This is a genomic window from Neobacillus drentensis NBRC 102427 (assembly GCF_001591445.1).
In the GTDB taxonomy this organism is placed as follows: Bacteria; Bacillota; Bacilli; order Bacillales; family Cytobacillaceae; genus Neobacillus; species Neobacillus drentensis.
In genome coordinates, this window is sequence record NZ_BCUX01000059.1 from 13,801 (window position 1) to 27,869 (window position 14,069).

Consider the following 14,069-nt stretch of genomic DNA (forward strand, 5'->3'; position numbering starts at 1 on the left):
ACTAACAAAAAATAAAGGTACCAGATTAATTCACGAATATGAAGATGCTCTTGAGTTCGTACACATAGGTTTCCCCTCAAATTGGATAGAGCTATTATCTAATCTAAATAACAAAAAGAAATAACCCGGAGCATCCCTATTCTCCAGGTTATTTCTTTAATACAATTTTACAAGCGACGGAATCCGTAGAAACCCCGCCTTATTTATATTCCTATACTTCACACGACACCTAACCGGCTCGATATAAACAAACCTATTATCCTCCGAAATAACAATGTTTCTATTATCTAGTTTCTTCCGAACAGCTTGTGGCATAAATTCCATTAAAATACCAGCTAGATACCTGAAGCAAATGGAATCTAACTGGTTAAAATGAAGTACTTCTTTAAATTTAGGGCCATCTACCCGCCTTACCCTAATCCCGAATCGCGTAATTTTCATCAACAAAATCAGTTTGCCGTAAAATCTTAGCGGATCCCCGTAAATTTTTTATGCTCCTTAATAACAAGCGCTATAAATCTTTCGCGCTCCTCTTCACTACTTTTAAGTATTTTTATATTTTCAGGCTTGCTTAAGAACCGTTTCACCTTCTTGTTATGCCAAATAATGTAATTATAACGAACATCCTTATCCAATTGGGAAAACCACTCTTCTCCCTTTAATTCACCAATGTTTTTTTCAAGTTTAGACTTCGGAATAGGGATGATTGCATCCAAAATACCACTAAATAACTCACCAATTAAATCACCGATAAAATCACTAATCAACATCATTACTGCTCCTTGTTATGTATGAAGTTGCTTACTAGTCTTAATATAGTCCTTGGGGGCACGGAAGTAAACATATGATGATTGAGCTATTTATGAAAAAAGCCCTGGGTTCTCAGGCACAATTAGCTCCTAAAATCTGCCCAGATTCGTCAATTTCCCCTTTCAATCAAACGTTTGGTTAAATTGACTTCTCCCCATGGTAAACAAGGGCTGGTCCTTGTCAATGGATAAATTAAATGTAGAATAATGAAATCAAAATGTGAGAAAAATAGCGAAAGAACCACTTTTTCCACCTATCGACATACTTTCTACTTCATTCCTTATAGGCTATACTAATCAAACGATTGGTTGAATCAGCAGCCAGGGCTGCTACATATGAATTTAACCTACCAAACTAGCAAGAAACTTGTCGAATGAGGCAAGTATATTCCGCAGGAAATAACCTACCTTTCCCCATAATCAGATTAGTTTCTACTGAACTTCCCTCCTTCCATTAATTTCTCGCTTTTAGACTTCTTTTAGACGACCGAATTCTCAAAAAAGTAACAATTTCCATATTTTATCCAGCAAATGTCGTTAGTTTCGAAAAATATGTAATAAGTCTCCCCATTTATGTCATAAGTCTCGGAAAATATGTAGTAAGTTCTAATATATATGTAATAAATCTTTCAAAATATGTCATAAGTTCCAATCGTTCCAATCAGTACGATTTGTAGCGATTGCGATGTTTCGATTAATTAGCTACTAGCCCATCGCTTGAAAACCATTGAAAATGCCGCTCGGTTTCTAGTCAAAGGAACAGCGGACTAACTGGTTGTGAAGTTGAAAGCATATCTTACTCGGACAGGGGTTGGTACTAAAGGTAAAACCTGTCCGAATCCCATTCAAATAATTTTGTTGCAATTCACCCCAAATTTAACTGAAACAACGAAATATTACCTCAAAAATGAAATTTGCAAGCAAAAATAGCCTCTTACAGGCCAAAAACCCTTCCAAATATGAATAATGTCGATTCGATACAATCGTGTATTCCCGTTATGGTAGAGGTACCCGGGAATACATGAAAAGCGCGCTTTCTGAAAGGACTTTCCCTTGGAAAGCTTTGAACAATTAGTCGATCAGTACCAACCGATGCTCCATAAAATCATCCAATCGCTCCACCTTTACAAAGACAAGGACGAATTCTATCAACATAGTCTGATCGCCCTTTGGGAGGCAAGCCAACGCTTCGACCCCCAAAAAGGGAGCTTCACCAACTATGCCTACACCTATATCAAAGGCTTCCTTCTGATGGAATTGAAAAAATCACACCTAGACCAGGAACGATATGTTTACCCTGATGAGGAATTCTGGGACCTTGTCGTGGATTCCTATTGGGATGACCCATTACAGAAGGATATTCTCTTATCCTACTGCACAACACTGACACCAAACCAAAAGAAATGGTTCGTGTATACCATTTGCGATCGCTTATCTATCAAGGAAATTGCCGAACTAGAAAAAGTCTCCTTATCAGCAGTAAAAGGCTGGCGCAGCGGGGCCAGAGAAAAAATTAAAAACTTAGTACGTGACTAGAATTGGACCGTATAGGTAGGATATCGTTGGATTGGTCGTCTAGACTGTCTATTGGCTACCGTGCTATCAATTTTTCCAGGTGTTCGGTCGTCTATAAGGCCTATTGGCTACCGAACTATCAATTTTCCCATGTGTCCGGTCGTCTATAGGGCCTATTGGCTACCGTGCTACCGATTTTTCCAGGTGTTCGGTCGTCTATAAGGCCTATTGGCTACCGTGCTATCGATTTTTCCAGGTGTTCGGTCGTCTATACTATAGCGCTCTAATTAATTTGTTTGCGAAACCCAAGATACCTCTTTTTAGAAATTCGATAGATCCGTAGTTAATCAGTAAAAAAGTAACCGCCCATTTCCATGTAGAAAGGGCGGTTACTTCTTGTTTTTATCGATGGTGATGATGGTCGTTTTTGCCTTTGTGGTGGTGGTCGTCACAGTCTCTGTTTGGTAAGCTATTATCAATCTCGTTCCAGAATTGGTCGGCGACAATTTCATAGCCTGCTAGACTTAAGTGAATGTTAGTTGGATTAGGAAGATAGGCTGGATAGTTTGATGCAATCACATCAAATGTCGGCACATACGTATCACCATTTGCCTTTGACAATGTACTGATTTGACCATTTAGCGCAACCAACAATGGTATCAATCCTGCCTGCTGTTGCTCAGGTAAATAAGGGAAGGTGTTGTAATAGCCCATGACATACACTTTCGCATGATGGTTTAACTTATCAATGGTTTTTAAAATGGTTTGGATGTTCCCAGAGGCACTCGCAATGGCGGCTGGGGCAGTTAGACCGGTAGGATCCACTTTAAGGGCAGCCAGGAGGTCATTTCCCCCAATATCTATGGTAATGTATTCAGCTTCTTGAATTCCTTTTCGTACCAGTTTGTTGGTAAGGACATCGTTCGCTAATTGAACTGAAGTATAGCCAGGGACAGCATAATTATCATAATCGACTTTGAATCCCGATTTCCCAAAATACTGTGAGATATAGAACGGATATCCTACCTTCCCTGGACCAAAAGGTGTATACCCTACTGCAAGAGAATCCCCTAATGCTACATAATCTAATTCAACTTTTTCATGACTCTTTTCATTTTTTTCTGGACCTTTTGCGAATGCATTAACTGGTAAGGACATAAGTAAAGCGCCCGCTAATACTAAACACTTAAACTTATTACTAATTCTCATAACATTCCTCCAATAGGTTATTAGGCACATAACCGCCTTATCAGAGTCATCTCTGTTCGTAATTAAGAACGTTTAGTCAAAAATCTACAAATCTAATATTCAAGATTACATTTTCATTCAAGCACAAAAATTATTACCACCGGAAGACAAAATCAGCCATCCTTTCAACTTTTTCCAGCTAATATGCCCTTTTCATTGACAAATTCCGCTCATTATTCGTCTGTATTTTTACAAAATAATCCATATTTAATTTTAAAGCTTTCGTACACATTATTCAGTAAATAAATCGCATTTTTGATAATTTAAGGAAAAAACAAGGAATCTATAATAGAAGATAGTATACTTAGTAGATAGATTGAATGACAGCATCAGGAAGCACTTAGTAGACAGGGTATAAAGCGTCTGTCTTTTTTTATAATGGGAGAAAATTGGCACGAAGGGGGTGCGGAAAATGAAAAAGCTGGCCCTATTCCTTCTATTTTCACTAATGATAGTCACCTTCTTATTCATGAATAGACAGGGGGACAATCCCTCGAGTTACAATGTTAAGGAGTATGGTGCAAAAGGTGATGGAATAACCGATGATACACGCTCGTTTCAAAAGGCGATTGATACGAGCGCTTCGAATGGCGGAGGAGATGTCTATGTACCCGCAGGAACCTATATCTTAGAACCGATTTTTGTAAAATCCAATGTCAATTTAATTGGTGAGGACCGTGATACGGTAACTTTAAAGCTTGCTAATTCCGCAAATGACCAAAAACAAACACGATTAGTAAATGTAAGTGAAGTTAAGAATGTTCAAATCAAAAACCTAACCCTTGATGGGAATTACGAAAATCACACAGATGGCACCGAACATATGCACACAATCTTTATTTGGGAAAGTAATCATATCGTGGTGGACCATAATAGGCTGCAAAATGCTGTTGGCGACGGGATTTCCGTAACTGGCTCCTCGAAGGCAAGCAACCAGATTACCCTTTCTAACAATCTCATCCTAGATAATCACCGTTCCAACATAGTCGTCGAGCAAGTGAACCATATCAAGATCTTTAATAACACTAGTTCATCGACCGTGGGCCGCCCCGCACTCCATTTTGAACCCTGGAAAGAAATCAACCTCTACGATGCGCAAATTTACAATAATTCATTTGAAACGAACGCAAGTGAAACCTATACGATACAAATTGAAGGCACCAAGGGAACAGGTAATTTTTACCACGATATTAATTTTTATCATAATAAGGTCAAAGGAAAGAATGGCCGATTCATGATAAAAGAAACAAAAGACGCCAAAATACATGATAATACCTTTCAAGTAAAAGAAATGTATCTCTGGTTTAAAAACAGCAACCTTAATATCTATAACAATACGATAAACACAAAGAACGGATTCGTATTTGAAGGACATTTAGGAGAATCTGTTGGAACAAAGATATCTAAAAACAAAGTAAAGACGACTGGTGTTGGAGTCACCATAAAAACTAGTTCAAAAAATACTACCTTCACAGGAAATACATTTACCGGAGCTAGGAATGGTCAAGTGGCTTATTTATGGGCGAAAGGACCAAATATTTCAAACACAACCTTTGAAAAAAACACCTTTTCCCACTTTAAAAGTGGAATGGAAACAGACACGTACAATGGCTCTATTGTTGATGGGCTAAATATCAAAGGGAATACCTTTAAAGATGTACAGGAGTATTCGGTTTATGCAACACGCGAGTCTAGCAGGAAGGTTACAGTTGGGAAGAATAACTATAGTAATTCAGGTCCAGTATTGGTAGAAAAATAGGAGATTATTTGTTTCCTGATGACCGCCTCCCCTCAGCCTTCTGGGGCCTTAAATAGGTCCCAGAAGTAACTCTAAAGTTTCTTTATTTCAACCCATTCAAATTCCACAAAACTAAATTAGGTTCGTCGTTAAATGGAGTATAATAGGTTGCTGCCAATTCCTTCCCCGCGGGGTTAAAGGCAATTGTCTTAACTTGATTGGTGCTCCATCCCAATCTGTTTTGCTTTTGATCATATTTTGTGATTAAGGTACGAACAATACGATAATTATCCCTTACATCATACACAATAATTTTTCCATCATCCCCAGACGTGGCGAAGAATCTTCCATCACTGCTGTAGGAAAAATCATTCACTTCTCCAGCATGGTCCGCTAATATGTATTTGATATCCTCCGAATCAACATCCCATATTTTCACATCAGCAGCATTATATTTGATTGTTGCAATTTCACTTCCATTGGCATTGTAAGATAAATTTCGTACACCTTCGTCATAAAAGGTTTTTTCTATTACTCCCGTTTTCAAATCAAAAATATAAAATTCATCACCACCCGAAATAACCGTTTTATCGGCATTAGGACTAATATCTAGGCTATAAAGACGTCCCCAATGACCATAAGGTCCTACAAATTCTTTCTCAAGTTCATTCGTGGTAAGATTCACTAAATACTTATAATCATTTGGGGTTGTATACAACAAATAGGAACCATCCGGGGTATATCTTCTTTGATATTTATTATAAAAGAAAGACGTACCGCTAAAAGATGCACTCATATCAGCAACAGTATTAAATAGTTTAAAATTATTGCTATACAAACTCAGATGATCAGGATTGTAATCAAGCACACCGAACCCTTTGGAATAAAAATCCACCGCTCCATTGTACTTCTTAATTACCGTACTAGTTTTTGCATTAAGGATATAATTATTTAATGAAAACTTCGACGAGTCACTAGCCCATGTCATATTATTATCATCCTCAACCAGCTCTTCAGCATCTAGTGTCCAGATAAGAGGAGATACTTTAATAGTTGAAGTAGCTACTTTATCTAAGGCTTTCGCAGATATAGTTACGGTTCCTTCAGCTACCCCAGTAATCTGACCATTTTCATTTACAGCTGCGACACTGGGATTACTAGATGAATAGCTGATTTTAATATCGGAAAGCTGTTTTTTGGAATTTGGATTTAAAGTAATCGTTGTTTGTGTATCTAATACTTCACCAATATCCAGCAAATCCTTTTGCTTCGATATAGATAGATTAGTAATATGTGATTCCACACTGAATGTAATTTTTGCTAGTTTATTTTCTGCCTTTGCAGTAATCGTAACCGGTCCAGCTGCAACACCAGTAAGCTTCCCTGCTGTATTGACAGTTGCCACTTTCGGATTACTAGATGTATATGTCACTTTAAAATCAGTCAACTTTTTCTTACTATTCTTATCCAAGGATACGGTTGCCTTCAGGTCTGCGCTCTCGCCGATTAACAGTGGTTCCGTTTTTACTAATGCAATCTTCGTTACGTTAGGAAGGACTTTTATAGTAATTTTTCCTTCCCTCTTTTCAGCCTTGGCTGAAATGGTAACGCTCCCTTCTGATTTTCCCGTAATCCTTCCGTACTGATCCACAGTTGCAATCTTAGTATTACTAGATGAATAGCTTACTTTAATATCACTCAATTTTTTCTTACTATATTTATCTAAGCTTATATATGCTTTTACTGTTGAACTTGCACCAAGCATCAGCGGTGCTGTTTGGACCGTCTTCACACTCTTCACATTAGGGAGTATTTTTACTTTGACCTTTCCAATCTTTCTTTCCGCTTTCGCCGTAATAATAACCGTACCCTCGGAAACGCCAGTAATTTCCCCCTTCTGGTCGACCTTTGCAATTCCAGAATTACTAGATGAATAGCTAATTTTTATACTAGAGGCCTTCATCTTACTCTTTTTTTCAAGTGTCAGCTTGGTCTTTGCCATCGTAGACCCGCCCATAAAAATCGTGCTGCTGCCGCTTTTTACACTTACACTCTTTACATTGTTTCCGGAAGTACTCTTTGCTTCTGCTTCATTCGCATGGGTAAAGTAAAGAAAACTAAAAATTACTAGAAAGAGCATACCTACTTTTTTCAGTCGTTTTTCAAGCATTCTGTTAATCTCCTTTTTGAATAATATATACCTATATTAGCAATATTACTCTAATATTCCAATAATCTCCATAACAATTTTCGACATCAAAGCCCCGGCAATTCAGTGCACGATAAATATCAAAAATAGTTTTGGAAAATAACATGCTGGGAATTTGAACTCGGAACCGCACCAAGCGTCTGAGTCATATGTCCCACACAAAAAAATCTCTGAATCGGGATTGTCTTAGAAATCATTTTCAATTTAAGGTTGCGTTTTAATTACTTGGTCTCTTTTTTGGCCGCAAGGATTAAACTCATGATTTTTAACACAGCGAAAGAACCAACAAATAAACCTGTAATAGAAATTAAAATAGGGTTACCTCCTAAAGTTGGAAATCATAATTCGTAGTATGGTGATTATATTCGGTAACTGGCTGGCATCGTTTGTGTAAACCTTAGCCCCTTTAGCTTTGCGCCACCACCTTTCAATGGGTTTGCCCTTTCGTACGAACTATGCATTTATATCTATTAAAACTGTCACAAATATTATAAAATAGTTCTATAAACCTATTGATTATGATGAAAATGCGACCTAACTGCACCCTTGGAAAAGGGCAGCAACCGTTTATTTTTATTGAAATCACTAACCAGAAATAGTAAAATTAGTAGAATTGAATGATCCAATGTCGGAGGAAATTATGAAAAAGAAGAAAAGCAAATGGAAGATTGCTGGATTTAGCTTATTAGGTATGATTTTACTCATCATTGCAGGCCTTGGATTTGAATACTACAAAATACAGCCGGGAAATCATTTTACCACGGTGCCTGTTGTAAGTTCAGGAAAAACCGAAGACACCACATCAACAAATAAATCAGTAGAAGTAAAAGACCCAGAATTTAATTTGTTATTAATTGGATCCGATGAAAGAAAAGGACAAAAGGTTGGGCACTCGGATTCGATGATGCTTGTACATGTCGATCTAACCAATCATCAATATGATGCAATCAGCATACCGCGTGATACCCGCGTTCATTTGGATGGTTACGGATATACGAAACTCACAAGTGTTCAATATATTATGCAGGCAACAAAGGGCGCCCAAAAGGGGATAGAAGAAGCGGTCAAAGCAGTTGGTGAGCTAACGGGTGTTCCAATCAATTATTATGTAGAAACCAACTATGGCGGCTTTCAGGCTATGGTGGATGCCATTGATGGTATTGAGATGAACGTCCCTTTTGATGTGAAATTAACCCATCCATGGTATGCCGAAAATAAGAATAAAGTCATCAATGCCGGTACTCATTCCTTTGATGGAAAAATGGTCGCCGAGGTTGTACACGAGCGCTATTCCCTTGCAAGCGGTGAATATGGCCGTCAAAAGTTACAAGAGGAAGCGCTAAAAGGAATTGCTAAGAAAGCCTTAAGTCCAAATAATATCACCAATTTGCCTACCTTGGTAAAATCCATTCCTGACTTTGTAATTGCGACCAACATGTCCACTCAAGATATGTTAAGTCTTGGACTAGCAGCTAAAGATTTCAACCCCGAAACCCAGTTGGAATACCACCAAATTCCCGGTGAAGGAAAAAGAATGTACGATGATATTCTAAAAGCAAATAACTACCAGTTAGTCATTGATCAAGAAAAGATCAAAGAGTTGGTAACGAAGAACTTTTAACTTAATGCCGAATGATGGTTGATTGTTGAACTACCCCTCCTTAACACCCTTACGGGTTGTTTGAAGAAGGGGATTCCTAAGAACACCAGTGTATCCACCCGTTATTGATTAGGCGATCCCCGCAGTCCCTGCGGTTAGAAGTCTTAATGCTTCGTTTTTAAGATTGATTCCTGCGTTAATATCTCGATTATGATGGGTATGACATATAGGGCATTCCCATTCACGTAATCCGAGATTTTTAACGTCTTTATTTTTATAGCCACAACAAGAACAAAGCTGACTACTAGCGAAGTTTTTTGAAACGGTTACTACTTGTCTACTGTACCATTTCGCCTTGTATTCAATCATGCTTTTGAATTGTGACCAAGATACTTCGCTGATTGCTTTGGCAAGATGGTGGTTCTTTAACATGCTCGATACTGACAAGTCTTCCATTCCAATAATGTCGTGGTTTTTGACAATCTCGGTAGAAATCTTGTTCAGATAATCTTTTCTTGCATTCGCAATCTTCTCATGAATACGAGCGACTTTTCTTTTGGCTATATACCAGTTCTCACCACCTATCGTTCGTCTACTCATAACTTTTTGTGCATGGACCAATTTTTCTTCTAATGAACGAAAAAACTTCGGATTAGAGTAAATCGTTCCATTCGAAAGAATAGCGAAATCCTTCAGTCCGACATCAATTCCAATGGCTGAATTGGTTTTAGGCCATTCTTTTACTTCCGATTCAGTAGCTAAAGAAACAAAATATTTACCAGAGGAATTTCTCCTGATCGTGGCACTTATCATACGACCTTCGACTTCACGACTTTTTGCAAAACGGACGTTCCCTAGTTTGGGAAGTTTGATGTAGTTGTCTATGACAGCTATATTTCCGTTTGTATACTTTGTTGTATAAGATTGCACTGGATTCTTTTTTGACTTAAATCGAGGTTGTTTATTTTGCTTTTTGTAGGAGCGAATATAGGAATCAGCTAAAATTTCTACTGATTTTTGCAAAGCAATACTATCGACTTCTTTCAAAAATGAGTAATTTTTCTTTAGTTCAGGAAGTGATTTCACTGTTTCATATTTGTTGAAGAATTTTCCTTTCCAGTTATTCGCTTGGAGCTGACCGTTTTGCCTCATTTCTTCGACGATATACCAGTAAGCATCTTTTTCTTTTTGCTTGCCAAGAAAGAAATTGTATACAAATCTTGAACAGCCAATAGTTTTGTTAATCAGTTCAATTTGTTTTTTGTTTGGGTAGATGCGAAACTTGAATGCCTTGTTTACAAGCATATATTTCACCCCGAAGGAACATTTGTTCCTATTATAGCATAGGGAGGAAGGTTTTGGCTATCGCCAACCGACATTCATCCCCTCCCTACTCATTGGGCTTCGCCCTTCACATTCCTTAAGGAAGGGGTATTCTGTCGGAAAGATGATAAAACCATCATTCGGCTTTTTATTTACACTAATTGTCGAAATATTTTATTCATCTTTTTCACATTTCTCCCTTTTTCCCTATTTGTGTTTGGTTATTATATAGGAAACAATCTCGTTTCATATACTCTAATTGACCTTTCGGGGGATGCACTATTCCTTTTAAGGGTAATTATTGATGATACACAAAGTGAAAGCGTTTTCATAAATGATGTTTATCTATGTCTATCTTGGGAGTGGATTTCATGGACAAGCAGGGAAATCTTTTAGTTGGACTAGTCTGGGGTACATCTCTAAGTATTCCGTTATGGATTGCGTTTTTCGGCTGGTTAAAAGTACTTACACATCTAATATTCTAAATTCCGCGGGGACGGTTCTCTTGGCCTGAAATAAGGCTAGTGTCGACTGGCAGAACCATTCCCATGGTCTGGGAAGCTTTTAAACTTGAAATCTCCTTTAAAGCTATATTCATTATCCCCAAAGCAATAATCCACGAAATAATGGTAAGGGCAATTTGGGCATACGGCAATTCGCCTGGCCATTGGACATCCCATAATGCATGCAATATAATAACAATCGCCAATATTCGCAGGAACCTGAAATCACTTAACATCGACCAACGAAAGTTGCTTCCATCCTTTACTATACAAATTGCACTACCTAATAATGCGGCCCATGCGATATGGCCCCCAGGTGACAGCACTCCTCGCCAAATGATGGTCGAGTACATGTTGTCTAAATCGGACAACAATGCTACTCTGAGGGCATAACCAGCCGATTCAAAAGCTGCAAACCCAGCCCCTACCGCTGCTCCAATCAAAAGTCCATTAAAGATAAATTTATACTTGGTTTCTTTTAAAAACCAAAGAATGACTAACAATTTAGCAACTTCTTCAATAATTCCAATCATGATGACATTAGTACTATCGCTAAAATTATCATAAATAAAGCCAGCCGTAACCAGTGATAAGATTCCTCCGCCAAACAGAATTTTAATAACTTTATAGATGGAGATATTCTGTGGAACATTCATCTCCCAAAAGAAAATTAGTATCGTAAGTGGCATCATGAATGAACCTAAAGTAATCAGACCCGGTAAAAAATTTAGGTTTTGAAATGTCTCAACACCAAGATACATCCCAAAGTAAAGAATACCGACTATCATAAAGGTACGCGCGAACAACCAAGGTTTAGGCCAGCTATCTACCATGTTCTCAATACTTGGAGTGGTTTTACCCGTCCCTACGAAGAATAAATCCTCAGCTTCTTCCTCACTATGTTTGACCATCACATTTGAAAACAGATCCTTTAGTTTTATTTCAAGAGGACTATCTATGCCTGCGACCGCATTAATTTTGTTAGCAATTGAGCTTAAACCTGCACTTTTTTCAGTATTATTTGCACTCCTGCGGATACTGATACTATCTTGAACCATGATGACAGCAGAACCACAAAAGGGACAAAATTTCGCATCAGATGGTACTGTAAATTGACACTGATAACATTCCATTACTTCCCCTCCTTATGTTTTTACCTTTATTTTACTATTAGTAGTTCATTGTTACTACGATTCTTTGAAAATTTAAATATTAGCAGGTAAGGATATATTTTTTAATTTCCGTCATTTCCAATTTCGTTCCAGCAAGTGTCGTAAGTTTTGGAAAGTATGTAGTAAATAATCAAATTTATGTAGTAAGTCCCAATAAATATGTAATGAGTGTCCAAGTTTAACACAGCCTTAATTTAAGTACCACCACATGAAGAGCTAAACCATTGTTCTATTTATTCGTAGGTATTGATATTAATAAAATATCACGAATTGGAGGATGGTAAATGAAAGCAATTGTGTACACAAAGTATGGTCCCCCCGACGTCCTTCAACTGAAAGAGGTAGAAAAACCGATTCCTAAAGAAAATGAAATACTGGTAAAAATAAAGGCGACAACCGTTACTGTAGCAGATATTCGGTCACGGAGTTTTACAGTTCCTCGCGCTTATTGGCTGCCTGCCCGAATAACACTTGGTTTTAGACAACCCAAAAAAGAGATATTGGGGATGGAATTAGCAGGAGAAGTTGAATCAGTTGGCAAAAATGTCAAAAGGTTTAAGGAAGGAGACCAGGTTTTTGCAGCATCTCTGGTGGGTTTTGGTGCTTATGCCGAGTATAAGTGTCTTCCTGAGGATGGACCAGTTTCGATTAAACCCACCAATATAACTTATGAGGAAGCAGCAGCCATTCCCATAGGAGCACGAACAGCTTTGTTTTTTCTTAGAAAAGCTAATATTCAGAGTGGCCAAAAGGTCCTTGTCTATGGAGCTTCCGGAAGTGTAGGAAGTTATGCCGTACAGATTGCCAAGCATTTCGGGGCAAATGTTACAGGCGTATGCAGTACCAGTAATATAGAATGGGTAAAATCTCTGGGAGCCAATCAAGTAATTGATTACACTGCAGAAGACTTTTCAAGTAAAGGCGAGGCTTATGATGTGATCCTTGAAGCCGTCGATAAAAGTTCGTTTTCAGCTTGTATGAAATCGCTAAAGAAGGACGGAACCTATTTAAACGTCACTGTACCGTTACCAGGTGCTCGAATGCTATGGACTAAATTGACAAGCAGCAAGAAACTAATATTGAGTCGCAATTCACCTGAAACTTCAGAAGCACTGGACTTCCTCAAAGAACTAATTGAAGCGGGGAAGTTAAAAGCGGTCATTGACAGATCCTATGCGTTCGAAGAAATAGTTGAAGCTCATAGATATGTCGAGAAAGGACACAAGAAGGGAAATGTCGTCATAACCGTTCCATAGGGACGGTTTTCCTGGCATTTTGATTGCCAGTAAAATAAGTTGCACTCTTCGACTAAATTCCAGATAGGATATACTAATCAAACGTTTGGTTGAAACTGCTGCCGGCACTGATAGAAAAGGATTTCAACTACCAAACTAGTTGGGAGATTGTCGAGATACGCAAGAAAATTCCGCAGGAGATAACCTACATTTCCCCAAAAATAGATTAATTTCTCATAAACTTTGATCATTCCACGAAATACCCGTCTTTCCCCTATTACACAAACGTTTGATTAAAAGTGCCTTCAGTACGCTCCATTCCTGACCTTATCCCTTCAAATCCATGAAAACAATGTCGAAGGTTGGCTCTAACAATGACTCTTTTAAAAAGGATCCTATTTAGCTGCTGAATTAGAAATTGTGCCTATACCCAGTATTGTTCAGTTTTGCAAATATCCTCTAGTGGACTTAGTTTCTACATGAATGTAAATAGTTATCAAAAGGTGTATTTGCTAAACATAAAAAAACCACCTTTAAAAAAATTACTTTTTTAAGGTGGTTTGTATTGTTATTAAATAAATGTAGATATGTTTAAAAGGGAGTAGACAAAACTTCCCTTTGGTTCAAAAAAAGCTCCGCAGGTAGGACTCGAACCTACGACCGATCGGTTAACAGCCGATAGCTCTACCACTGAGCTACTGCGGAATAATATCATGG

9 protein-coding genes, 1 tRNA gene and 1 riboswitch are annotated in these 14,069 nt (G+C 38.0%); of the genes, 4 read left to right on the forward strand and 6 right to left on the reverse strand.

Features of this window, described 5'->3' with window-relative positions; all coding sequences use genetic code 11:
* Positions 1-467: 467 nt before the first annotated feature.
* Positions 468-770 carry a hypothetical protein gene (locus BDR01S_RS21045; RefSeq protein ID WP_066363319.1) on the reverse strand — a complete coding sequence of 101 codons (303 nt, stop codon included), beginning with the start codon at positions 768-770 and terminating at the stop codon, positions 468-470.
* A gap of 1,092 nt (positions 771-1,862) precedes the next feature.
* On the opposite strand from BDR01S_RS21045, the gene BDR01S_RS21050 reads away from it, so the two are divergent.
* Positions 1,863-2,345, forward strand: a complete 483-nt coding sequence (locus tag BDR01S_RS21050; RefSeq protein ID WP_066259368.1) for a sigma-70 family RNA polymerase sigma factor — start codon at positions 1,863-1,865, stop codon at positions 2,343-2,345.
* A 381-nt stretch (positions 2,346-2,726) separates the two neighbouring features.
* On the opposite strand, the gene BDR01S_RS21055 is transcribed toward BDR01S_RS21050, so the two are convergent.
* On the reverse strand, positions 2,727-3,533 hold the full coding sequence (locus BDR01S_RS21055) for a GDSL-type esterase/lipase family protein (protein WP_066259374.1): 807 nt from the start codon (positions 3,531-3,533) through the stop codon (positions 2,727-2,729).
* Between the two features lie 451 nt (positions 3,534-3,984).
* Here BDR01S_RS21055 and BDR01S_RS21060 point away from each other — a divergent pair, with 451 nt between their 5' ends.
* Positions 3,985-5,331, forward strand: a complete 1,347-nt coding sequence (locus BDR01S_RS21060; protein WP_066259376.1) for a glycosyl hydrolase family 28-related protein — start codon at positions 3,985-3,987, stop codon at positions 5,329-5,331.
* Positions 5,332-5,413: 82 nt separating this feature from the next.
* Here BDR01S_RS21060 and BDR01S_RS21065 read toward each other — a convergent pair whose 3' ends face one another.
* Positions 5,414-7,480, reverse strand: coding sequence for an Ig-like domain-containing protein (locus BDR01S_RS21065; RefSeq protein WP_066259380.1), 2,067 nt, complete (start codon positions 7,478-7,480; stop codon positions 5,414-5,416).
* A 403-nt stretch (positions 7,481-7,883) separates the two neighbouring features.
* Positions 7,884-7,970, reverse strand: a riboswitch (cyclic di-GMP riboswitch).
* Positions 7,971-8,159: 189 nt separating this feature from the next.
* On the opposite strand from BDR01S_RS21065, the gene BDR01S_RS21070 reads away from it, so the two are divergent.
* A complete protein-coding gene (locus tag BDR01S_RS21070) occupies positions 8,160-9,140 on the forward strand; it encodes an LCP family protein (protein WP_235846625.1) in 981 nt (326 codons plus the stop codon).
* A 108-nt stretch (positions 9,141-9,248) separates the two neighbouring features.
* Here the strand turns inward: BDR01S_RS21070 and tnpB are convergent, their stop codons facing one another.
* Positions 9,249-10,424, reverse strand: a complete 1,176-nt coding sequence (gene tnpB, locus BDR01S_RS21075) for an IS200/IS605 family element RNA-guided endonuclease TnpB (protein ID WP_066259389.1) — start codon at positions 10,422-10,424, stop codon at positions 9,249-9,251.
* A gap of 499 nt (positions 10,425-10,923) precedes the next feature.
* On the reverse strand, positions 10,924-12,078 hold the full coding sequence (locus tag BDR01S_RS21080) for a PrsW family glutamic-type intramembrane protease (protein ID WP_066259390.1): 1,155 nt from the start codon (positions 12,076-12,078) through the stop codon (positions 10,924-10,926).
* A gap of 323 nt (positions 12,079-12,401) precedes the next feature.
* Here BDR01S_RS21080 and BDR01S_RS21085 point away from each other — a divergent pair, with 323 nt between their 5' ends.
* Positions 12,402-13,373 carry an NAD(P)-dependent alcohol dehydrogenase gene (locus tag BDR01S_RS21085; protein ID WP_066259392.1) on the forward strand — a complete coding sequence of 324 codons (972 nt, stop codon included), beginning with the start codon at positions 12,402-12,404 and terminating at the stop codon, positions 13,371-13,373.
* A gap of 612 nt (positions 13,374-13,985) precedes the next feature.
* Here BDR01S_RS21085 and BDR01S_RS21090 read toward each other — a convergent pair.
* Positions 13,986-14,057 (reverse strand) — tRNA-Asn (locus BDR01S_RS21090).
* Positions 14,058-14,069: the final 12 nt, after the last annotated feature.